This window comes from Rhodococcus sp. NPDC060090, from assembly GCF_042729855.1.
GTDB lineage: Bacteria > Actinomycetota > Actinomycetes > Mycobacteriales > Mycobacteriaceae > Rhodococcus.
On sequence record NZ_JBHWXB010000024.1, the window covers coordinates 1 to 20,894 of the forward strand.

Sequence of the window (20,894 nt, forward strand, 5' to 3'; positions counted from 1 at the left end):
GGTAGTCGATCGTGGCCGCACACCGGATCCGCGGTTTCCACACCCAGTCCGAACTGCTCAGGCCGGCGCGTCACCCGCACGAAAGATCGAGGCTATCGTCACGCCCGGACACATCGGGGGATTCTGTCGGGGGGACAGTCGTGACGTTGAAAGTAGATCCGCACGCGCTTCGTGCGTTCGCCGCATCCGTCAGTAGCGCAGCCGACGCCATCGGGGAATGGGATATCGGCGCTCCATACACGCACTCGCACTCAGCACTCCCCGGAACCGGTTTCAGCGACACGGGTGCGCGCGGGCACCTCGCTACGGCACAAGCGCTGGCCAACATCCGCCAGCGCCTCCTCGAAGTCACCGACATCTCGAACGGTGCGGCAGACGACTACGAGATCGCCGAGACCGACTTCGTCGCAGCACTCACTGCGATGGGTCTACCCCGGTGAGTCCTGGCGTCTCCGCCGTCAAGTCCTGGAATCCTGACGCCCTGCGGGCAACTGCCGGCGCTCTCGACGCGCTCGTCGACGAACTCGACGACCGAATGAAGGGCCTGCTCAACGATCAGGACGCCCTCGCCGAGCAGTGGAAAGGCGACGCCGCCAACGCTGCCGCCCTCCGCGTCGTCCGGGAACGCTCACTCGGCAGCGCCATCGCCGGAGCGCTCCTGCAGGTCGCCGACGCCTACCGCATCAGCGCGCCGATCATCGAAGGCGCCCGGATGCACGTGGTCGGGCTGGTGCAGGCGGCCGAATCTCAATCGTTCATGGTGCACGACAACGGAATCGTCGACGCAGCGAGCCAGATCGCACTACTTCGCATACTGCTGCCGTCCGGCGCGACCTACGACACCGCAGCACTCCAACTCGAACGCCAGGCCGCCGAACTGAGTGTCGCGCTGGTCGACGCACTCCAGCAAGCCACGGCAGCCGCCAACGACATAACGGGTCGCATCAACAACGCAATCGCGGTGTTGGAGGACGCCGCCAAGGCAGCAACACCGGGTGAAATCGTCCGATCCAACGATGGCACGCACTCATGGGTTCCGGACTGGTCTGCCACGGCCGCGGCCTCCACCATCGGATTCATGGCCGACTCGACCAAGGAGGGGCTGAAGGCTGCAGCGCTATCCACTGGTGACGACCTTGCGCGTGGTATCGCCGGGCGCCTCGGTCCCGCTGGCGCCGCCCTGGGAGTGATCCCAGCGATCTCCAACGATATCGAAGGGGGTATGGACCCGACCCAAGCGGTTCTAACTGAATCCACCGGCGCGGCAGCAGGTCTTGCCCTTGGGTCGACCCTGGGCTCAGTTGCGGGTGCAGCTGCAACCGGCAGCGCGGTGGGATCGGTCGTACCGGGCCTGGGAACGGCTGTCGGACTGGTGGTCGGTACTGCAATTGGTGCAGCAACCTCCGTCGGCGTTTCTAAGTTTCTTCAATGGGCTTGGGATTGAACCAGTACCCGGCATCATGTTCAAACGAGTTCAGGAGTGAAATGTCCCGAAACCCGTCCCATTCGATCAGTGACCGTATTCGCTCCTCATACGAAGCGCCGTGGCCGCAACGCCTCGAAGGAACGAAACTCATCGCCGCCATTGTTGTAATCCCGTTCGCAGCAGTATTCATCCACTTCACAGTGGAAGGTGTTCAGAGAAACGAACTCGACACCGCTATCGGATTCTCGGGCTTCACCCTCCTGATTTCGACGATTGCTGGAATCGCACTCACACAAGGCGGGCTCCGCCACCTCACTGTTCCCCGCCGAATATCCCGGAACCAGAACAGAGGCCACGGAATGGGCATCCTTGTCCCTCACAAGCGAGATCTACTCATGGTCCTCCTACTGAGCAGCCTCCCCGTTGCCGCGCTTCCCGCTCTACTGCCACCCCATGAGGACCAGGGCGACCTCAGCTTGCTGGACGAGGTGTTCCTACGCATCGGTGGGCCGGTGGGTGCCACTGTTCTCGGAATATTCTCACTCACCCTCTTCATCCTCTCTCTGATCATCCGAACGCCGACTTCCCTCGAGATCTACCCCAACGGGATTTACCTCGCTGTGCGTCGCCACATTCCCTTCTTCACGAGTACAACCGAGCAGGTCATCGAGTGGGATCACATCGAATCGATCACCCCGGCCCTCTATTCCGGCCCGAACAGCAAATCCCCCACCGGCCACCCGGTGATCAGAATCGGCGGTGTGATCGTCGACACTCGAACAGGAGAAAAGACGAGCGAACTCGACGTCCCCACGTATCGCCTCATCGGGGAGCCGAATACTGTCTACGGGTTGCTTCGCTTCTTGCAGGAGAACCCAGACCAGCGACACCTTCTGAGCGACGTTGACTCGGTTGAACTCCTGCGACCACCCCCGTTGCTCGAACGTTTCCGAGTCTCCCGATCCACGGAGCCGACGTCATGAGTCCACCGGATTCAGCCCCGAGAACCCTCCGCACATACCTCGAGAGTCACGAAGTCGAGCTCATCGCCTGCACCCCCGACGGGACCGGGCACCCGCATGCCACGATCCCGACTCCGGCCGGGTGGATCCCTGTTCCCAACAAAGTGTTCCCCCACGCATACGCGGTCCTCGTCGCACCCGAAGATACGGAAAACGAATGGACACCCAACGCGGTGCTGCTCCATGGCCGTCTCTCACGTTGGCGCCCCACCGACGAGCTCCTCCGTATCGCCGCATCCGAATGTCGGTCACTTCCCGATTGGTCCGAACTTCACTGTGACACTGACGACTTCGATTCCCATCGCTCGGTTGTCACGCGAGGCATCTACCACGTCGACGATGCCTGGTTCGACGCGACAACTCGATTTCTCGTCGTCGACGCCGAATACGACCGGTACTTGACCCAGCTGACGGTAACCACCCACGCTCACCCCGAAGCGAGACCGGCCTCCGATACATCGACTATTCACAACGGGTTGACAGTCGTGCTGGATATGCCTCGCCGAGCGGACCGATAGATGCCCGGATACGACACGGTTCATACCGAGGCCATACCCATCCCCACCTGGCCTCAGCGCTTCCGCCCCTTCAGTTTTGCGGCAGGCTCGGCATTCACTTGCAGTTTCCTCTTCCTCGCATACCACGTACCCGAATCGCTTTCGGACGACGATATCGGAATCCGGTGGTTGACAATCACCAACACCATTCTCTTCGCGTTGATATCACTGTGGCTATTCGAGTACTCCGGCTTCTCTTCTATGGGACTGAGCCGCCGGATCACAACGCACACGGATACCGAGTACGGTCGCGGCATCGAAATACCCACGGGGAGCACAACGCTCCTATCGGCCTGTGCGATTGCAGCATTGGTGACACCAACCGGCGCTGTCATGATCTACGCCGTGGTGACACACGCGGACGCAGTCTTGATTCCGCGCGACGAAGTGGCTGAGCATGTTCCGTTCATCGCCTTGACCGCCGTCTCGACACTGGTGATCGCACTGCTTCCACTGAGGATCCGAGGCACCACCGTGCTGCAGGTGTACGAGGACGGAATCCGACGTCGCGTGACGATCCGCAGGCTCCGGTTGCACAAGTACGACACCTTCGTGAAGTGGGACGACATCGAGGATGTCGCTGCCGACGTCTTCCTCGTCCACACAAAGGGCCCCACCATCTGCAATCCGATGATCCGACTCCGCGTGCCCGGCCCGGTACCCACCGTGAAGCTTGTGCCGTTCGACGAGGAGAACGAGGTGGCCATCAGTGCGTATGCACTCGTCGCAGAACCCAACATGCTCATCGAGCTGATCCGTCGATTGCACATTCGGCCGGAAGATCGGCACCTCGTCGGCCAGCGCGATGCCGTCGAACTTCTCCGCCCCCTCCCGCTGCGCGATCGCTTCCGAGCAGCACGCGGAGTGAAGACCCGGTGGTAGTTCGAGATCGGCGCATTCGAGTCACTGTCGCAGTTGGTCCGCCAGGGGCCGCAGAACTCTGCCGCGTGACCGGATACACCTAGGACAGACGGATACGATCGGAAGTCGCTGCATTTGTCCGAATCTGTTGTGTCAGCATTTGTCCGAAGCTGTTGTGTCAGCGTCCGACCGCTACCCGAAAGACTCGACCCGATTCGCCGACCCGCACACAAATCGTAGGTTCGGAGGCTACGATCGAACTCATTGGTCGGCACGTATCTGTTGCCGGCGCGGCGGAGTATGTCTCCGCAAATGATTTGTGCCGCAACGTGGGTGCGTGCTGCACCTCCTGCGGAAACCGATATTCAGGGTCAACCCCGTGGAGTGACAATGACCGACAACTGGCTTTCTCGCGATCCTTTCGACGATATCTTCGACCGCTTCTTCAGCTCCGGCGGACTCCGTCAACCGCAGGTGCAACGGGTGGATCTGAGCCGGTTGCTCAACGACGATGCGAAACAATTGGTCTCCGAGGCCAGGAAGGCAGCCACGGAGTGGGGCAGTGCGGAGCTGACCCCCGAACATCTTCTGTATGCCGCCACACTCAACGACCCGACTCGCGGCGTGATCAGTGGTCTGGGTCTGGATCCCGATGCGGTCGCAGAGCAGATGCGCTCCCTTGCCGGAGACGAAGGCGAAGGCAGCGACGGTGAGCAGGTCACGCTCAGTCCTGCGACCAAACGTGCCCTGAGAGTCGCCCAGCAGCAGGCCGGACAGTCCGGCATCAGCTACATAGGTCCCGAACACATCCTCTACGGCATTGCCGCGAACAGCGAGAACCCGGCTGCTCACGCGCTGGCGGGCGCCAAGCTCGATACCGGCGGTCGCCGCGACACATCACAGAGCACGACGCCCACACTCGACGAGTACGGCAGAGATCTGACCGCAGAAGCTCGCGCGGGCAACGTGGACCCTGTGGTCGGGCGCGCAGACGAGATCGCGCAGACCATCGAGATCCTCTCCCGTCGGCGAAAGAACAATCCGGTCCTGATCGGTGATCCCGGCGTGGGCAAAACCGCGATCGTGGAGGGTTTGGCGCAGCGAATCGTCAACGGAGACGTACCGTCGACGCTGGCCGATCGACGCGTCGTAGCTCTCGACGTCGGTTCGCTGGTCGCGGGGAGCAAGTATCGCGGCGAGTTCGAGGAGCGGTTGACGAAGATCCTCGACGAGGTTCGCGAACATTCCGACGAGTTGATCCTCTTCATAGACGAGTTGCACACGATCGTCGGCGCGGGCAGTGGCGGCGAAGGCTCGATGGATGCCGGCAATCTCCTCAAGCCGGCCCTCGCGCGCGGCGAGTTGCACGCGGTCGGCGCGACCACGATCGACGAATACCGTCGCTACATCGAGAAGGACGCGGCGCTCGAACGGCGGTTCCAGCCGGTGATGGTGTCCGAGCCTTCGGTCGACGACACCATCGAAATTCTGCGCGGCTTGATCGATGTCTACGAAGAACACCACCAGGTGCACTACACGGACGAAGCGCTGGTGGCCGCTGCGGAGCTGTCCGATCGGTACATCACGGACCGGTTCATGCCAGACAAGGCGATCGACCTGGTCGACCAGGCGGGCGCACGTGTAAGGCTGCGAACCAAGACTCCGGACGCGGATACTCGTTCACAGGAGGACGAACTGGCGCGCCTCGAGCGCGAGAAGGACACCGCGGTCGCGGCTGAGGACTACGCCAAAGCCGGCGAGTTGAAGGACGAGATCGCAGCCCTCGAAGAGCGCGTCGGCGCGAGCGGCTCAGTGTCGACGCCGCAGGTCGAGGTCGTCGACATTGCCGAAGTGATCTCCCGACAGACAGGCATCCCGGTCTCCGAACTGACGGCCGAAGAACGCCAACGGCTTCTGGACCTCGAGGGCGTACTCCACGCTCGCGTGGTCGGGCAGGAGCAAGCAGTCACAGCAGTGGCCGAAGCGGTGCGGAGGGCGCGCGCAGGTCTGTCCGACCCGAACAGGCCGATCGGATCGTTCCTGTTCCTCGGCCCTACCGGGGTCGGCAAGACCGAACTCGCGAAGGCGCTTGCTGCGGCCGTATTCGGTGATGAGGACCGGATGATTCGCTTCGATATGAGCGAATTCCAGGAGAAGCACACCGTCTCCCGTCTGGTCGGAGCTCCCCCGGGCTACGTCGGGTACGAAGAGGCCGGGCAACTCACGGACAAGGTTCGCCGTCAGCCGTACTCGGTGATCCTGTTCGACGAGATCGAGAAGGCGCACACCGATGTGTTCAACGTGCTTCTTCAGCTCCTCGACGACGGCCATGTCACCGACGCGCAAGGCCGCACGGTGGATTTCAAGAACACCATCGTCATCCTCACCAGCAACATCGGGTCCGACCTCATTCTTGCCGACACCAGCGGCGACATCGAGACCCTGACCCCGAAGTTGATGGAGCGACTGCACTCCCATTTCCGGCCCGAGTTCCTCAACCGTATCGATGAGACGGTGGTGTTCCATCGACTCGACAAGGAACAGCTGCGCGAGATAGTCGACTTGATCCTCAACGGGACCCGGCGACGGTTGCGAGGACAGGACATCGATCTGGAAATCACCGAGAGCGCGGTCGACTGGCTGGTGGATACCGGGTTCGCACCGGAGTTCGGTGCCCGCCCGTTGCGGCGGACCGTCCAGAAGGAACTCGACAACAGGCTGTCGAACCTGCTGCTTGCGGGAACGCTCGGTGCGGGAGACACGGTGCGCATCGACGCCGGTACCGACGGTCTCATCATCGAGACGGTCGCCGGAAAGGATGATGACGCCGCGGGCCCCGGCGACGGCTCGGCGCCGGAGGAGTGAACGCCTCAGTCCTCGCGCGCCCCGTGCACTCGGCCGTGAAGTGCTTCCATCTTCAGGTCGAGGTCGCGGGCCGTCTCGGCGGCGATACGGAGCTCTTCGCGTAGTTCGTCCGGCACCGCGCGGTCGTGCTTGTAGTAGATCTTGTGCTCGAGGCTCGCCCAGAAGTCCATCGCGACCGTGCGGATCTGGAGTTCGACATACACGGACTCGACCCTGTCCGACATGAACACGGGAATCTCGACGATGACGTGGACGCTGCGATACCCGTTCGGTTTGGGCTCGGCGATGTAGTCCTCGATCTCGACAACGGTGACGTCGCCCTGGCGCGTGATCATGTCCATGATGCGGTAGACGTCGGAGGTGAAGCTGCACGTGATGCGGATACCGGCGATGTCGCGGACATATTCGCGAACACCCTCGATCGTCTGCGGCGACCCCTTCCGGCGAGCCTTCGCAATGATCGACTCGGGCGACTTGAGACGCGACTTGACGTGCTCGATCGGGTTGTAGTCGCGGGCATAGGTGAACTCGTCGCGCAAGATGTTGATCTTGGTCATCATCTCGTCGATGCCGAACTTGTAGACCATCAGAAATCGAGTGAGGTCGCTCTTCAGATCCCGAAGCGGGACCGGCAGCGATGAGGAGATGTCCTCGGGTTCGTCAGGTAGGGGTACACCCTGTTCAGGGTCGTCCACCGTCGTTGTCACTCGGTTCCTCCTCGATGTGTTCCACCACCGAGTCTGCCAGCTTCTCTCGAGGAGGCTCGTTCCTCGCACTCAGGATCTGCCGCAAAGTGCGCGGATGCACACCTGCTTCGCGACGTGCCTTTTTTCTGGTGATCAGCACTCCTACCAGCGCGATAACCCAGATCGGGTACTGCGCGAGCCAGGCAACCCGGAACGAGTCGAAGCCGTAACCGCCGAAACTGTCGAGTAGGACACCCATCGTCTGGACGACCAGCAACGTCGCAAGGAAGCCACCGATGTTGACGATGCCTTGAGCGGTGCCGAGCGCGGTGGTCGGGTTGAAGGTGCGCGCGTAATCGAAGCCGACCATCGACCCCGGGCCTCCGACGGAGATCACGATGATGAGCAGGACCAGCAGCCAGATCGGTGCGGGACCGGGCAAGGAGAGCACTACCGTCCAGGCGGTCGCGCACGCCACGATGATCGACAGCACGAGCCAGGATCGGTGGTTCGGGTAGCGCCCGGTGAGGACACCGAGAATCGGGCCGGCAGCGATCGCGGTGGCCACCGACACCGTGAGCATCGAACCGGCAGCCGCAGGCGAGAGCCCCTGCGCGGATTCGAGGTACGGCACACCCCACATCAACGCGAATGTGGTCACCGAGAACTGGGTGCCCATGTGTGTGAAGAACCCGAGCCGCGTCCCCGGCCGGCGCCATACGACACCGATCTGGCCGAGCACGTTGCGCAACCCCGCGGGCGGGACCTCCATCCGTTCCCCGGACGGAGTGTCCCGGATGATCCCGACCGCCAGGACACATGCAAGGATTCCCAATGCCGCGGCACTGGCGTACGCAGCTGTCCAGCCCTGGCCGGACAGGATGAGCACGAACGGCACGGCCGACAGCACCTGCCCGAGCTGGCCGAGGATGCCTGTCAACTGCGACACCACCGGAACCCTGCGCGGAGCGAACCACACCGGGACGAGCCGCAGCACCGAGACGAACGTCAGTGCGTCGCCCACTCCGACGAACACACGACCCGCGTACGCGATCGGCAGCGAGTCGGTGGTCGCGAGCACGAGTTGGGCCACCGCCATGATGACGGCACCCAGTGCGATCATCTTGCGTGAGCCGAACCGGTCGAGCAGGACCCCGGCCGGAATCTGCATGCCCGCGTACACGATGAGCTGCAGCACCACGAACCCGGACAACACGGACGGGGCGATGTCGAAACGCTCGGTCGCGGCCAGGCCCGAAACGCCGAAGGTCGTGCGATGAAGGACGGCGACCAGGTAGGCGAAGACACCGACACCCCAGACCAGCCATGACCTCATGAGATACACACGATACGCCGGATTTCGTTAGATCAGGTAACTACTCGCGACCGAGCGACACCCAGGTCGGATCCGAGGCCCGCTCACCGACCACCTCACCTGCAAGGGCGTCGAGACGCGCAACCTGCTCGTCCGACAACGTCACGTCGACAGCGCCCGCGTTCTCGGTGACACGCGCAGCGAACCGGGTACCGGGGATCGACACCGACGGCAGACCGAACGCGCGAGCCTTCGCATCGAGCCACGCCAGAGCAACCTGCGCGACTGTCGCGTCGGCCTCATCGGCGACCGCGCGCACCCTCGCACGCACCTCCAGGTTCGCGGGAAGCGCGTCTGCGCCGAAACGCGGGAACCGGTGACGCAGGTCGCCGTCGCCCATCCGCCCCGGATCGAACGCATCGGTCAACAAACCTCGGCTGACCGGCGAGAACGGAACGAAGCCGATCCCGAGCTCGGCAGCAGTCGGCACCACGTTGCGTTCCACATCGCGCGAGATGATGCTCCACTCCGACTGGATCGCGGCGATCGGATGCACGGCGTGCGCGCGGCGCAGCTCGTCGCCGGTTGCTTCCGACAGACCGAGGTGGCGCACCTTCCCGGCCTTCACGAGCTCGGCCATCGCGCCGACGGTCTCCTCGATCGGAACCTCGGGGTCGACGCGGTGCAGGTAGTACAGATCCACCACGTCCACACCGAGCCGCTGCAGAGACTCGTCGATGGCCTCGTGCACGTAGTCGGGGCGCCCGTTGATCGCCCGGTTGCCATTCCCGAGGCCTCCGACGAGACCGAACTTCGTGGCGAGTTGCACCTCGTCGCGCCGCTCACCGAGGAGCTTCCCGACAACCTGCTCACTCGTGCCGCTGCCGTAGATGTTCGCTGTGTCGATGAACGTGACACCGATGTCGACCGCGTGGTGCAGCGTCGCGAGGGCCTCGTCGAGATCGACCGCGCCGTAGACCGGGGCGACGGACATGGCGCCGTAGCCCTGAGCGCTGACGGTCAATCCGGGTGCAAGCTCCACGGTGGGGACGGGCATCGAGCACTCTCCTCGAGTAGGCGAACACGGAACACGACGATCCTTTCGCACAATGCCCCGTCGCGCAGGTTCGAGAATCACAGTGATCGAAACTGCGCCGCGCCTACGCTGGGTTCATGGCGATCGACTGGATTGAACTTCAACACACCGCCCGACGCGAATTCGACACCCGTCTCGCACACATCACCGACTGGTCCGCCCCCACTCCCGACACCGAATGGAACGTCGCCGACCTCGTACGACACGTGGTCGACGAACAGCGGTGGGTCGCGCCCATTCTGGGAGGACTCGCCCTCGCAGACGCGGAAGCGACACTCGAACCGATCCGCGACGACCTCGCCACCGAGTGGCACCGGTACGCGGAAGACGCCACCGCAGCGTGGGCCGCCACCCCGCTCGACGCGCCGGTACACCTGTCGTACGGCACCGTGCCGTGCCTCGACTACCTCAAGCAACAAGTCGCAGACATCACCGTGCACACCTGGGATCTGGCACACGCCGTCGGTGGCGGCGACCGTCTCCATCCCGGACTGGTAGAGGCTGTGTGGACCGACTTGCAACCTCAGCGCGAGATGCTCGCATCGAGCGGATTGTTCGCGCCTCCCGTACCGATAGCCGACGACGCTCCCGTGCAGGACCGGTTGATCGCACTCACCGGTCGCGATCCCCGACAGCCGTGACCCCCCGAAAGCAAGGAACTCAATGACCGACAGCCCCACCTCGAGCACACCCGACATCGACATCAAGCCCCGCAGCCGCGACGTCACCGACGGCATGGAGAAGACCGCCTCGCGCGGGATGCTGCGCGCCGTTGGGATGGGCGACGACGACTGGGCCAAGCCCCAGATCGGTGTGGCGTCGTCGTGGAACGAGATCACTCCCTGCAACCTGTCGCTGGACCGCCTTGCGCAGTCAGTGAAGGACGGAGTGCACGCGGGCGGCGGATATCCGCTCGAGTTCGGCACCATCTCCGTCTCCGACGGCATCTCGATGGGTCACGAGGGCATGCATTTCTCGCTCGTCTCCCGCGAGGTGATCGCAGACAGTGTGGAGACGGTCATGCAGGCAGAGCGTCTCGACGGATCGGTGCTGCTCGCCGGGTGCGACAAGTCGCTGCCCGGGATGCTGATGGCCGCCGCACGCCTCGACCTCGCGTCGGTGTTCCTGTACGCGGGTTCGATCCTCCCTGGCGTCGCGAAGCTGTCCGACGGCACCGAACGCGACGTGACGATCATCGACGCGTTCGAAGCCGTCGGTGCGTGCGCGCGCGGATTGATGTCCGAAGAGGATCTCGGCGCGATCGAACGGGCGATCTGCCCCGGTGAGGGCGCGTGCGGCGGCATGTACACGGCGAACACCATGGCCAGCGCTGCGGAAGCACTCGGTATGTCGCTCCCGGGCAGCGCGTCGCCCCCGGCCACCGATCGCCGTCGCGACGGGTTCGCACGCCGCAGCGGGCAGGCCGTCGTCGAGATGCTGCGGCGCGGCATCACCGCATCCGACATCCTCACCAAGGAGGCCTTCGAGAACGCGATCGCGGTGGTGATGGCGTTCGGTGGATCCACCAACGCGGTGTTGCATCTGCTCGCGATCGCCCACGAGGCCGACGTCGACCTGACGCTCGACGACTTCGTGCGGGTCGGCGCCCGCGTCCCGCATCTCGCCGACGTCAAACCGTTCGGGCGACACGTGATGAAGGACGTCGACCACATCGGCGGCGTTCCGGTGATCATGAAAGCTCTGCTCGACGCCGGTCTGGTGCACGGCGATTGCCTCACCGTCACCGGCGCGACGGTCGCGGAGAACCTCGCCGGGATCGCCCCGCCCGACCCCGACGGGAAGGTGCTGCGCGCGCTGAACGATCCGATCCATCCCACCGGCGGCATCACAATCCTGCGGGGCTCCCTTGCACCGGGCGGTGCGGTGGTGAAATCAGCGGGCTTCGACGAGTCCGTCTTCGAGGGCACCGCGCGGGTCTTCGAACGCGAGCGTGCGGCGATGGATGCGCTCGAGGACGGCACCATCACCGCGGGCGATGTGGTCGTCATCCGGTACGAAGGTCCGAAGGGTGGTCCGGGGATGCGTGAGATGCTCGCGATCACCGGCGCCATCAAGGGCGCGGGCCTCGGCAAGGACGTCCTGTTGCTGACCGACGGACGGTTCTCCGGCGGCACCACCGGTCTGTGTGTCGGGCATGTCGCGCCCGAGGCCGTCGACGGTGGCCCCATCGCGTTCATCCGCGACGGCGACCAGATCAAACTCGATGTCGCGAACGGTCTGCTCGTGGTGCTCGTCGACGACGCTGAAATAGCGACGCGGGGGCTGGGCTGGAAGCCACTGCCGCCGCGCTACACCAAGGGTGTTCTGGCGAAGTACACGAAACTCGTCGGGTCCGCATCACAAGGCGCTGTGTGCGGATGAATCCGATCAGATCGGCCGGAAACCTGCTCCGGCGCCGCCGCGCGCATTGATGTCGGCCATGATCACGTCGATGTTGGTGCCGACCTCGGGACCGACGCACGGTGCCAGCAGGTAGGCGTTGACCATCGCGACGAGAGTGGTGCCGACGACGAGCGGTGCACCCGAATCGCCTTCGATGACGCAGACCTGCGTCCACGTCTCCTGCACGCCGAAGACGTCGCCCCACACGATGCCGCAGGTGTTGCCGGTGGTGCGGCCTTCCTTGCATGCGATGTCGGGGAAGCCCGCGGGTGAACCGAGCCCGGTGATGGTGACGTTACCGATGCGGTTGACCGGGGTGACCCTGTCGCCGTAGAACTCGATGACCGCGTAGTCGAGCGTCTCGTTGGTCGACACGATGCGGCCCACCGTCCCGGCAGCGATGTCGTATTCGGACTTGACCGTCATCCCCGGGTCGCCGCAGTGCGCGGCAGTGAGTCCGACGAGCCGGCCGGCCGCATCGTGTCCGATAGTGGTGAGCGTGCAGTCGTACATGTTCTCGTCGCCGTTGCCGAGCGTGATGCCCGATCCGCCGCCGAGCACAACGGGAGGGGCTGCCGTGGCCACCGCCGCACCGCTGCCGACCAAGGCAATCGCGGTTGCGAATACCACAGCAAGTCTTCTGAACATCATGCCCCTCCAACGCGATCTGGCCCGACCGTCTCCGCGGTCAGAGTACTAGAGCGCCGTCACAGTACTAGAGGTTTACGCACTATGCGGGGTTGGCGCCGAGGCTTTCGAGCGCCTTACGGGCTTCGTCGAGTTCGCGGCTCAACTGTGCGACGCGTTCCTCCACGGTTCGGCGCGCCTCGTCGATCACCGAGTGCACCGCTTCGATCGCCGTCTCGTCGCCGAGTTCCTTGACTGCGCGTTCGACGGCATCGGGGGCGACCGCCGCGGGCTTACCGATCTTCCTCGTGCCCTGCGCGACACTGACCGTCCATTCGCTCTCGGCGTCGATCGTGACGGTGATGCTGATGGAGGCCGGCTTCTTGGCGCCACGCTTGGCGGGTGTCTTGGGTTTGGCGGGCTCGGCGGCAGCCGGCGGGTTTGCGGGGGTGGAGGTCACTGTGGTCTTCTCCTTGGCTGCCTGCCGGGGGGCGGGCTGTGCGGATTCGGTTTTCGCGACGGGAGCTGCGGGGGCTTTCGGGGCGGGTGCTCTGCTCGCGACGGGTGCCTTCGCGGGAGCAGGCTTCGGCGACGACTTCGTCGCTACTTCCCGGGTGAAACGCAATTCGTCGGTTTCGAAGGGAAGCTCGTCGTTGACACCCTTCGGTCGGACGGTGACCGTGGTTCCCGCGATCGAGATGACCCGCGCCGACGTACCCGGCTCGAGTCCCAGGCTGGAAATCCCCTCGACGAGATACACCGTGGCGCGGCGACCCTCCGCGAGAGCGGAGTTCAATTCCTCGAGTTGTTCGTCGGTCAGATGGTCCGCACGTCTACGGGGCGGCATGCCACGTCCTTTCTCGGCTCTACTGTGCGATCGACGGCGCCCACTCTCGCACACCTGTACGACACACCGTCCGCGCGGACGGACCGTGGTCGTCTCGTCACAGGGGAACCCGGCGTGTGCTCCTGACCACGACAAGGAAAGATGGCGGATGTGAACTCGCCGGAACAACCATCGCGTCCCGGCTCCGACATGCTCTCTGTCATCCAGCGGGAGCTCGAACGCAGCCTGCTCGGGGGCGAACGCCGTTACACCGTGGACGAGGTCGCCGCGATGGCAGGCATGGCCCCCGCACGAGTGCGGCGACTGTGGCAGGCGTTGGGATTCACCGTCGATCCCGAGCCCGACGCGGAAATGTTCACCGACGGAGACGTCGGTGCACTTCGCGATATCGCGGCGATCGTCGGCAGCGGCGTGATCGACGAGAACCTCGAGCTCTCGGCAGCCCGGTCGCTCGGCCAGTCCATCTCGCGACTCGCCGAGTGGGAACTGACCCTGTTCAACACCCATCTCTTCGACAACCTGGTCGAGGAGCATTCCGATGTGTCGCCCGAGGAGATGCCCGACCTCATCGACGCTCTGGTGCAGCAATTGTCGATGCGAGCCGAGACCCTGCAGAGCCACATCTGGCGGCGCCATATCGTCAGCACCACGGAACGTTCCGTCTGGCGGCCGGAGGGCGACGCCCCCCTTCGCGAGGTCGTGGTCGGATTCGCCGACATGGTCGGTTACACGCAGCTCACCCGCCGTATCGACGCGGGCGAGCTGAACGAACTGCTCGAGTACTTCGAATCCGAGGTCACTGCGGCGATCGTCGGGAACCACGGGTGGGTCATCAAGACCGTGGGCGACGAAGTGATGTTCGCGGCCGAGGATCCGGCCGACGGCGCGCGGATGGCACTCGAACTGCAGGCGACGTTCGGCGCGAGCAAGGACACCCCGGAACTCCGGGTGGGGTTGGCGTGGGGACCGGTGCTGGCACGGTTCGGCGACCTGTTCGGCTCCGTCGTCAACAACGCCGCTCGTCTCACGGGCGCAGCCCGGCCCGGCACGATCCTGGTGGACGAGATGCTCGCCACCGAGCTGGATCCGGACGAGTTCCGAATCCAGCCACTGCGCAGGCTCAGGGTCAAGGACTTCCGCCGGTCCCGTCCGTTCGTTCTGCGGGCACCGGATCAGCGACGCTGGGCCCTCTGACTCTGCGACCCGGTTACCGAATATCCCGCCGCACTACCCGCGTGCGCTGCGACGGGCGGCGAGGAAATCGTCGACGATCTGCTCGCATGCCCGCCTGCCGATGGGTGGCAGGGTGACGAGCCGATTGAACACGATCGGGCCGACCAGCTGGATGAGAGCGAGATCGTAGTCGAACTCGCCGAGATCCTCCCGCGCGGATTCCGTACCGAGTACACGGTCGAACGACGAGCGGTAGCGCTCGACGAGTTGCTCGCGCAGCGACTGCAGCTCGGGCCGTTCCTGGGCTTCCGGGTCGGCAGGGCGGCTCGCGTGGATGAGTTCCGGCCCCATGCCCAGCCAACACATCGCGGCGAGGGGAATGGGAACTTCTTCGACGATCCGTGCCTGGCCGATGAGCAGTTCGACGAGTTGTTCGCGCAGGTCGGCATTCTCCGGCACGGGTGGCGCCGGCGGGATCAGCCGCGCGAATGCGGCCGCGACGAGTTCGGTTCCGTTCGCGAAGTGCCGGTACAGCGTGGCACGACCCACTCCTGCACGGGTGGTCACGGCGTCGATCGTGACGGCGTCGGCGCCCCCCGTTGCGAGCAGCTCAGTGGCAGCGTCGAGCAGCCGTGCTCGCGACCGCGCCTTCCGGGGGTCGGGTTCTCGGGATGTCTGGATACCTTCGTGCGCGCTCACACCCACAGTTTCTCTCGTCTCCGCCGGGACCTGGTTGTGGAACCATCGGTTCCGTTACGATACCGGCAGTCTCGTTTGCAAGGCGACAAATCCACCTTCACGTTCGGAAGGCAACCGTGCCCGAAGCATCAGCACCTCCGAAGTCCGACATTCCCGCCGCTCGCATGAACTGGTCGCAGCTGTGGCTCCTCGCGGTGGCATGTGCTTCGGTGTCCGCGGTGATCGCGGCGATGGCGGCACTCAACACCGCGTTGCCCGACATCGCCGTCGACACCGGAGCGACACAGAGCCAGCTGACCTGGATCGTCGACGGTTACACGCTCGCCCTCGCCGCCCTTCTGCTCCCTGCCGGCGCGCTCGGCGACCGGTTCGGCAGGCGCGGCATTCTCATCGTCGGCCTGGTGGTGTTCGGGCTGGGGTCGGCGCTACCGCTGATCACCGACGGGCCGACGTGGGTGATCGCATCCCGCGGGGTCGCCGGAATCGGCGCGGCACTGGTCATGCCGGCCACGTTGTCACTGATCACGACGGGATTCTCGCCGGAGCACCGTGCACGCGCGATCGGCATCTGGGCGGGGGTGGCCGCCTCCGGCGCAGTCGTCGGCATGATCGTGTCCGGGGTCATCCTCGAATACACCTCGTGGAAGTTGATCTTCGGTGGTTTCGCGGTCGCGTCCGTTGCACTCGTCGCGATGGCGCTGACCATCCCGTCGTCGCGGGCGGAGAATCCCGGACGCTTCGACTTCGGCGGGAGCATTCTTGCTATCGCGGCCGTCGGATTGTTCGTCCTCGGCGTGATGGAGGGACCTCACCGCGGCTGGCTCGACCCGGTGACCATCGGTGCCCTCGTGGTGGGCCTCGCAGCCGCCGTGGGGTTCGTGTTCGCGGAACTGCGCGCGCACGAACCACTGCTCGACATGCGCCTGTTCACGAACCGCGCATTCAGCGTGGGTGCCGCCTGCCTGAATCTGCAGTTCCTCGCCGGATTCGGGATGTTCTTCCTGATCGTGCAGTACTTCCAACTCATTCTCGGCTACTCACCTCTGATGGCATCCGTCGCGCTGACACCCATTTTCTTCGTCGTGATGGCCCTGTCCTTCGCGGTCCCTGCCCTGCTCCGCTGGATCAGTCTGCGCATACTCATCAGTCTCGGACTGTGCCTGATCGGGGTGTCGATGATCTTCATCGGCATTCTCGACGCAGAGTCGTCGTACCTCGATGCCGCATTGACGATGCTGGTGACCGGCGTCGGGTTCGGACTCTGCACCGCGCCCGCGACGCACGCGATCGTCACGAACACACCTGATGACCAGCAGGGTGTCGCGTCGGCCGTCAACGACGCCACGCGCGAGATCGGAGCCGCGATCGGTGTCGCCGCGGCAGGCAGCGTTCTCGCGGCGGCCTACGGTAACCAGATCGCACCGACTGCCCAGATGCTCCCGGAACCGGCGCGAGGGGCTGTGGAGGATTCGCTCGCCGCCGCTCTGCAGGTCGCGGAACAGGCCGGTTCGCAAGGCGACGCCCTCATCGCACCCGCACGCGACGCATTCCTCGTCGGCATGCAGCAAGCATCGTGGGCACTCGCGGCGATTCTGCTGGTCGGTGCGGTCGCCGCGGCATTCTGGGCCCCCTCTCGCACCTGACCCCGCCGGTTCGTCGGTTCACAACGCCCATCGCCACTTCGGCGGTGGGCGTTGTGTCGTGGGCGCCGTCACTGTAGTCTCGGGTTAACAGTTACTTACCGTCACACTTAAAGGTGGAGGCATGACCGCATCGCTCACCCGCGAGAACAGCAAGGGTTTCGTTCCCGGACTCCCGATCTCCGACCGCGAGGACACCGCGCGACGCCTACTCGCATCGTCCGCCCGCAAGTCGTACGACCCGGTCATCGAGGTCGACTGGGACGCACCGATCCCCGACGACAAATTCGGCATGACGCCGGAGTGGAGCACGCTCTACGGCACCGCCCTGTGGGACGAGCTCACCGATGAGCAGCGCATCGCCCTGACCAAGCACGAGGCCGCGAGCGTCTCGGGCGTCGGACTGTGGTTCGAGGTCCTGCTCATGCAGATGCTGCTGCGCGACGTATACGACCGCGACAAGCACTCGAGCCACGTGCAGTTCGCGCTCACCGAGGTCGCCGACGAGTGCCGCCACTCCGTGATGTTCGCGCGCGCCGGCGAACGTCTCGGCACGCCCGGCTACGGCCCCCCGAGGTACATCCACCAGCTGGGACGACTGTGGGGGCACTACTTCCGCGGCGCCAACGCCTATGCGTCGGTCATGGCCGCCGAGGAGATCCTCGACATGATGCAGCGCGACTTCATGCGCGACGAGCGCGTGCAACCGGTCACCCGCGCAGTGAGCAGGATCCACGTCCTCGAAGAGGCCCGGCACATCCGATTCGCTCGCGAGGAGGTCACTCGGCGACTCACCGGCGCGAGCCGTGCGCGTCTCGCATTCGAGCGCATCCAGACCGCAGTGGTCGTGTACTTCGTCGTCAAGAGCATGATTCACCCCGCGGTGTACTCCAAGGCCGGCCTCGACCGCGACCGCGCCCTCGCGGAAGCCAAGGGCAACAAGCACCATCACGACAAGGTGCGCAAGTCCGGCGCGAAGCTCATGACCTTCCTCGACAGCGTCGGCCTCGTCGGCGGCCCGTCGAAGATCCTCTACAAGAAGGTTCATCTGCTCTGACCGCAGAAACCGACCCACTGAGCGGAACGCGACACCACCCACTGAGCGGAACGGCGCGACCGGGCGATCGGCCGCGCCGTTACCCTCCGCTTCCATGAGCATCTCGAACCCGGCCGACTTCACCGGACACGCAGTCGTCGTCACCGGCGGCACGAAGGGCATCGGCTTCGTCATCGCCGAGACGTTCCTCGCTGCGGGCGCCGACGTTCTCGTGTGCGGGCGGTCCGAGCCCGAGACCCTCCCGGCAGCGGGCGGTCGTACGGCTTCGTTCGTCTCCGCCGACATCCGCGACGCGGACCAGGCTGCGGCCGTCGTCGATGCCGCGGCCGCCGAATTCGGTCGCCTCGATGTTCTCGTGAACAATGCGGGGGGCTCCCCCGACGCGGACGCCGCGACGGTCTCGACACGATTCTTCGATCGGATCATCTCGCTCAATCTTTCTGCGCCCTTCTATGCGGCGCAGGCCGCGAACAGGGTGATGAGCACACAGCCCACCGGCGGCTCGATCATCAACATCGGCAGCGTCTCCGCGCACGATCCTCAACCCGGTACCGCCGCATACACCGCAGCCAAGGCCGGTCTGCTGGCGCTCACTAAGGCCCTTGCGCTCGAATGGGCTCCGAAAGTGCGGGTCAATCACATCACCACCGGGCTGATCCGTACCGAGGCGGCGGCCCACGTCTACGGTGACGACGGTGGTGCGGCGGTGACGAAAACCCTGCCCATGCAGCGGATGGCCGTTCCCTCCGATATCGCGGGCGCGTGCCTGTACCTGGCCGGGCCGCTTGCGTCCTACGTCAACGGTGCCGATCTCGCCGTCCACGGCGGCGGTGAGGTGCCCGCGCGCTTCATGGCGCTCAATTCGCGGTAACAACTCCGCGGGCGGACACTTCCGCCTCGATACTCCCCGCCCCGGGCGCTCCTGCAGCCCGGGGCGTTTTCGGCTGCACACACTACGCCCGCCGCAGCTGTGACCCTTGACACTCCGCGTGGGTGAATGTAGCTTCATAGTCAGTGAATGAGCATTCATTCTCTCACCTCGACCAGGGAGTCACGATGACCGACTTCGACGACATCACCTACGAAATCGACGGCCCCGCCGCGATCATCACCATCAATCGCCCCGAGCGCTACAACGCCTTTCGCGGCAAGACCGTCGAAGAACTGATCAAGGCGTTCCGCTCCGCCTGGGCCGACACCCGCGTCTCGGCGATCATCCTCACCGGCGCCGGAGAGAAGGCGTTCTGCACCGGCGGCGACGTCAAGCAGCGTGCAGAGACCGGCGACTACGGCCCCACCGAGAGCGGCATGTTCGAGATCGGCAACCTCCACAAGCTGATCCGCGACGTTCCCAAGCCGGTCATCGCTGCCGTGAACGGAATCGCCGTGGGCGGCGGGCATGTCCTGCACGTTCTGTGCGATCTCACCATCGCCTCCGAGAACGCGAAGTTCGGCCAGGCCGGGCCCCGTGTCGGATCGTTCGACGCTGGTTTCGGTTCCGCCTTCCTCGCCCGCATCGTCGGCGAGAAGCGCGCCCGCGAGATCTGGTACCTGTGCCGCCAGTACGACGCCCCCACGGCCGAGCGTTGGGGACTCGTGAACTGGGTTGTCCCCCAGGATAAGCTGCTCGACGAGGCCAAGGCCGTCGTCGCCGAGATCGCCGAGAAGAGCCCCACTGCGATCCGCTTCCTCAAGCAGTCGTTCAACGCCGACACCGACCACCAGGCCGGCCTGAGCAACCTCGCGATGTCCGCACTCGACCTGTTCGGCAAGTCCGACGAAGGCCTCGAAGGGGCGAAGGCGTTCGCCGAGAAGCGCCCCGCCGATTTCGCGAAGTACGTCAAGGCCTGACCGCATCTTCCACGCCAAGAGGACAATCCACATGAGCAACATCGCACTCGTCACGGGAGCCGGTTCCGGCATCGGCAAATCCATCGCGCTGGCCTTCGCGGCGCAAGGCGACAAGGTGATCGCCGCCGATCTCGACCTCGCGGCCGCCGAGGCCACCGCGAAGGAGAATCCGGAGCTGATCACCGCGCTGCCCGTCGACATCTCCGACCGCGCCCAGGTCGACGCGCTCCGCGAGTACACCCACGCGCAGGTCGGCGTCCCCGACATCCTCGTCAACGCTGCGGGATGGGACCGAACAGACCAGTTCCTCAATGCGACTCCGGAATTCGCACAGAAAGTAGTCGCGATCAACTACCTCGGTCCGGTGAACATCTGCAGCGCATTCCTGCCCGGGATCATCGAGGCGGGCAACGGCGGGCGGGTCATCAACCTCGCCAGCGACGCAGGCCGCGTCGGCAGCTCGGGTGAATCCATCTACGCCGGGGCCAAGGGCGGCGTCATCGCGCTCACCAAATCGCTTGCGCGAGAAATGGCCCGGCACAGCATCAACGTCAACTGTGTGTGCCCCGGCCCCACCGACACACCGCTGTTCCAGTCACAGGACGAGAAGCTCAAGGCGGCACTGATCAAGGCCATCCCGTTCCGGCGGCTCGCCCGCCCCGACGAGGTTGCCGCTCCGGTGCTGTTCTTCGCTTCCGATTCCGCATCGTTCATCACCGGACAGGTGATCAGCGTCAGCGGCGGCCTCACCATGGCCGGCTGAGTGGCC

At 64.9% G+C, this 20,894-nt stretch carries 20 protein-coding genes; 14 read left to right on the forward strand and 6 right to left on the reverse strand.

The window, feature by feature from the left end:
- Positions 1-140: 140 nt before the first annotated feature.
- The 6 genes from ACFWCF_RS24410 (at position 141) to ACFWCF_RS24435 (ending at position 6,731) form a co-directional block, all read left to right on the forward strand.
- The gene (locus ACFWCF_RS24410; protein ID WP_378567176.1) at positions 141-440 is read left to right on the forward strand and encodes a hypothetical protein; all 300 of its coding nucleotides are present in this window, start codon (positions 141-143) and stop codon (positions 438-440) included.
- Positions 437-1,444: a hypothetical protein gene (locus ACFWCF_RS24415; protein WP_378567179.1), complete on the forward strand. Its 1,008-nt coding sequence runs from the start codon at positions 437-439 to the stop codon at positions 1,442-1,444. Before ACFWCF_RS24410 ends, ACFWCF_RS24415 begins: the two co-directional genes overlap by 4 nt.
- Entirely contained in the window at positions 1,429-2,409 is a 981-nt protein-coding gene (locus ACFWCF_RS24420) for a hypothetical protein (protein ID WP_378567182.1), read from the forward strand. Before ACFWCF_RS24415 ends, ACFWCF_RS24420 begins: the two co-directional genes overlap by 16 nt.
- Positions 2,406-2,966 (forward strand): LpqN/LpqT family lipoprotein, encoded by a 561-nt coding sequence (locus ACFWCF_RS24425; protein WP_378567185.1) that lies wholly within the window; start codon positions 2,406-2,408, stop codon positions 2,964-2,966. Before ACFWCF_RS24420 ends, ACFWCF_RS24425 begins: the two co-directional genes overlap by 4 nt.
- Before the next feature lie 348 nt (positions 2,967-3,314).
- Positions 3,315-3,887, forward strand: a complete 573-nt coding sequence (locus ACFWCF_RS24430) for a hypothetical protein (protein ID WP_378567188.1) — start codon at positions 3,315-3,317, stop codon at positions 3,885-3,887.
- A gap of 369 nt (positions 3,888-4,256) precedes the next feature.
- Positions 4,257-6,731, forward strand: coding sequence for an ATP-dependent Clp protease ATP-binding subunit (locus ACFWCF_RS24435; RefSeq protein WP_378567191.1), 2,475 nt, complete (start codon positions 4,257-4,259; stop codon positions 6,729-6,731).
- Between the two features lie 5 nt (positions 6,732-6,736).
- Here ACFWCF_RS24435 and ACFWCF_RS24440 read toward each other — a convergent pair whose 3' ends face one another.
- The 3 genes from ACFWCF_RS24440 to ACFWCF_RS24450 are packed head-to-tail and all read right to left on the reverse strand — an operon-like array spanning position 6,737 to position 9,789.
- Positions 6,737-7,438, reverse strand: coding sequence for a GTP pyrophosphokinase (locus ACFWCF_RS24440; RefSeq protein ID WP_054809722.1), 702 nt, complete (start codon positions 7,436-7,438; stop codon positions 6,737-6,739).
- Entirely contained in the window at positions 7,413-8,753 is a 1,341-nt protein-coding gene (locus tag ACFWCF_RS24445) for a nitrate/nitrite transporter (RefSeq protein WP_378567194.1), read from the reverse strand. Before ACFWCF_RS24445 ends, ACFWCF_RS24440 begins: the two co-directional genes overlap by 26 nt.
- Before the next feature lie 40 nt (positions 8,754-8,793).
- Entirely contained in the window at positions 8,794-9,789 is a 996-nt protein-coding gene (locus ACFWCF_RS24450; RefSeq protein ID WP_378567198.1) for an aldo/keto reductase, read from the reverse strand.
- 116 nt (positions 9,790-9,905) lie between these two features.
- Here ACFWCF_RS24450 and ACFWCF_RS24455 point away from each other — a divergent pair, with 116 nt between their 5' ends.
- Entirely contained in the window at positions 9,906-10,469 is a 564-nt protein-coding gene (locus ACFWCF_RS24455; RefSeq protein WP_378567201.1) for a TIGR03086 family metal-binding protein, read from the forward strand.
- Between the two features lie 22 nt (positions 10,470-10,491).
- Positions 10,492-12,210, forward strand: a complete 1,719-nt coding sequence (gene ilvD / locus ACFWCF_RS24460; RefSeq protein WP_378567204.1) for a dihydroxy-acid dehydratase — start codon at positions 10,492-10,494, stop codon at positions 12,208-12,210.
- Between the two features lie 6 nt (positions 12,211-12,216).
- On the opposite strand, the gene ACFWCF_RS24465 is transcribed toward ilvD, so the two are convergent.
- The gene (locus ACFWCF_RS24465; RefSeq protein ID WP_378567325.1) at positions 12,217-12,879 is read right to left on the reverse strand and encodes a serine protease; all 663 of its coding nucleotides are present in this window, start codon (positions 12,877-12,879) and stop codon (positions 12,217-12,219) included.
- A gap of 82 nt (positions 12,880-12,961) precedes the next feature.
- Positions 12,962-13,705, reverse strand: coding sequence for a DUF6319 family protein (locus ACFWCF_RS24470; protein ID WP_378567207.1), 744 nt, complete (start codon positions 13,703-13,705; stop codon positions 12,962-12,964).
- Positions 13,706-13,846: 141 nt separating this feature from the next.
- On the opposite strand from ACFWCF_RS24470, the gene ACFWCF_RS24475 reads away from it, so the two are divergent.
- The gene (locus tag ACFWCF_RS24475; RefSeq protein ID WP_378567210.1) at positions 13,847-14,899 is read left to right on the forward strand and encodes an adenylate/guanylate cyclase domain-containing protein; all 1,053 of its coding nucleotides are present in this window, start codon (positions 13,847-13,849) and stop codon (positions 14,897-14,899) included.
- A gap of 33 nt (positions 14,900-14,932) precedes the next feature.
- On the opposite strand, the gene ACFWCF_RS24480 is transcribed toward ACFWCF_RS24475, so the two are convergent.
- Entirely contained in the window at positions 14,933-15,583 is a 651-nt protein-coding gene (locus ACFWCF_RS24480; RefSeq protein WP_378567213.1) for a TetR/AcrR family transcriptional regulator, read from the reverse strand.
- A 158-nt stretch (positions 15,584-15,741) separates the two neighbouring features.
- Here ACFWCF_RS24480 and ACFWCF_RS24485 point away from each other — a divergent pair, with 158 nt between their 5' ends.
- From ACFWCF_RS24485 to ACFWCF_RS24505, 5 genes are all read left to right on the forward strand, one after another.
- On the forward strand, positions 15,742-17,220 hold the full coding sequence (locus ACFWCF_RS24485; RefSeq protein WP_378567328.1) for an MFS transporter: 1,479 nt from the start codon (positions 15,742-15,744) through the stop codon (positions 17,218-17,220).
- Positions 17,221-17,341: 121 nt separating this feature from the next.
- Positions 17,342-18,274, forward strand: a complete 933-nt coding sequence (locus ACFWCF_RS24490) for a diiron oxygenase (protein ID WP_378567216.1) — start codon at positions 17,342-17,344, stop codon at positions 18,272-18,274.
- Positions 18,275-18,368: 94 nt separating this feature from the next.
- A complete protein-coding gene (locus ACFWCF_RS24495) occupies positions 18,369-19,145 on the forward strand; it encodes an SDR family oxidoreductase (protein ID WP_378567219.1) in 777 nt (258 codons plus the stop codon).
- Positions 19,146-19,330: 185 nt separating this feature from the next.
- Complete coding sequence (locus ACFWCF_RS24500; protein WP_378567222.1) at positions 19,331-20,125, forward strand: enoyl-CoA hydratase-related protein; 795 nt, start codon at positions 19,331-19,333, stop codon at positions 20,123-20,125.
- A gap of 31 nt (positions 20,126-20,156) precedes the next feature.
- The gene (locus tag ACFWCF_RS24505; RefSeq protein ID WP_378567225.1) at positions 20,157-20,888 is read left to right on the forward strand and encodes an SDR family NAD(P)-dependent oxidoreductase; all 732 of its coding nucleotides are present in this window, start codon (positions 20,157-20,159) and stop codon (positions 20,886-20,888) included.
- Positions 20,889-20,894: the final 6 nt, after the last annotated feature.

What these genes read in the sequence shown, in the direction of transcription:
- ACFWCF_RS24490 (WP_378567216.1), top strand. Translation starts at nt 17,342, where the DNA reads ATGACCGCATCGCTCACCCGCGAGAACAGCAAGGGTTTCGTTCCCGGA.
- ACFWCF_RS24475 (WP_378567210.1), top strand. Translation starts at nt 13,847, where the DNA reads ATGGCGGATGTGAACTCGCCGGAACAACCATCGCGTCCCGGCTCCGAC.
- ACFWCF_RS24445 (WP_378567194.1), bottom strand. Translation starts at nt 8,753, where the DNA reads ATGAGGTCATGGCTGGTCTGGGGTGTCGGTGTCTTCGCCTACCTGGTC.
- ACFWCF_RS24495 (WP_378567219.1), top strand. Translation starts at nt 18,369, where the DNA reads ATGAGCATCTCGAACCCGGCCGACTTCACCGGACACGCAGTCGTCGTC.
- ACFWCF_RS24450 (WP_378567198.1), bottom strand. Translation starts at nt 9,789, where the DNA reads ATGCCCGTCCCCACCGTGGAGCTTGCACCCGGATTGACCGTCAGCGCT.
- ACFWCF_RS24505 (WP_378567225.1), top strand. Translation starts at nt 20,157, where the DNA reads ATGAGCAACATCGCACTCGTCACGGGAGCCGGTTCCGGCATCGGCAAA.
- ACFWCF_RS24500 (WP_378567222.1), top strand. Translation starts at nt 19,331, where the DNA reads ATGACCGACTTCGACGACATCACCTACGAAATCGACGGCCCCGCCGCG.
- ACFWCF_RS24420 (WP_378567182.1), top strand. Translation starts at nt 1,429, where the DNA reads ATGGGCTTGGGATTGAACCAGTACCCGGCATCATGTTCAAACGAGTTC.
- ilvD (WP_378567204.1), top strand. Translation starts at nt 10,492, where the DNA reads ATGACCGACAGCCCCACCTCGAGCACACCCGACATCGACATCAAGCCC.
- ACFWCF_RS24470 (WP_378567207.1), bottom strand. Translation starts at nt 13,705, where the DNA reads ATGCCGCCCCGTAGACGTGCGGACCATCTGACCGACGAACAACTCGAG.
- ACFWCF_RS24435 (WP_378567191.1), top strand. Translation starts at nt 4,257, where the DNA reads ATGACCGACAACTGGCTTTCTCGCGATCCTTTCGACGATATCTTCGAC.
- ACFWCF_RS24425 (WP_378567185.1), top strand. Translation starts at nt 2,406, where the DNA reads ATGAGTCCACCGGATTCAGCCCCGAGAACCCTCCGCACATACCTCGAG.
- ACFWCF_RS24455 (WP_378567201.1), top strand. Translation starts at nt 9,906, where the DNA reads ATGGCGATCGACTGGATTGAACTTCAACACACCGCCCGACGCGAATTC.
- ACFWCF_RS24485 (WP_378567328.1), top strand. Translation starts at nt 15,742, where the DNA reads ATGAACTGGTCGCAGCTGTGGCTCCTCGCGGTGGCATGTGCTTCGGTG.
- ACFWCF_RS24465 (WP_378567325.1), bottom strand. Translation starts at nt 12,879, where the DNA reads ATGTTCAGAAGACTTGCTGTGGTATTCGCAACCGCGATTGCCTTGGTC.